The organism is Paraburkholderia sp. SIMBA_053 (assembly GCF_046534895.1).
GTDB lineage: Bacteria > Pseudomonadota > Gammaproteobacteria > Burkholderiales > Burkholderiaceae > Paraburkholderia > Paraburkholderia caledonica.
Genome location: NZ_JAWRXU010001963.1, coordinates 1 through 228, shown reverse-complemented (window position 1 = coordinate 228; position 228 = coordinate 1). Strand labels below are relative to the sequence as shown.

Sequence of the window (228 nt, the reverse complement as noted above, 5' to 3'; positions counted from 1 at the left end):
CGCGCCGCCTCGACCAGTTCATACGGCAACTGCTTGATGAAGTTGCGCAGAAAGAGCGCGCAAAACCCCGTCTGAAACGACACATGAAAGAGAATCAGCGCGCCGAGCGTATTGAACACCCCAAGGCTCAGCGACAGATCGCGCACGGGAATCATCAGAATCTGGACCGGCACGAAGTTGCCCGCGACGAAGGTCGCGAAGAGCGTCGTGTTGCCGCGAAACTTGTAG

At 57.9% G+C, this 228-nt stretch carries 1 pseudogene; it reads right to left on the bottom strand.

Annotation, left to right across the window (positions count from 1 at the left end):
* A pseudogene (locus SB753_RS42395) lies at positions 1 to 228 on the bottom strand (carbohydrate ABC transporter permease); the annotation flags it as partial.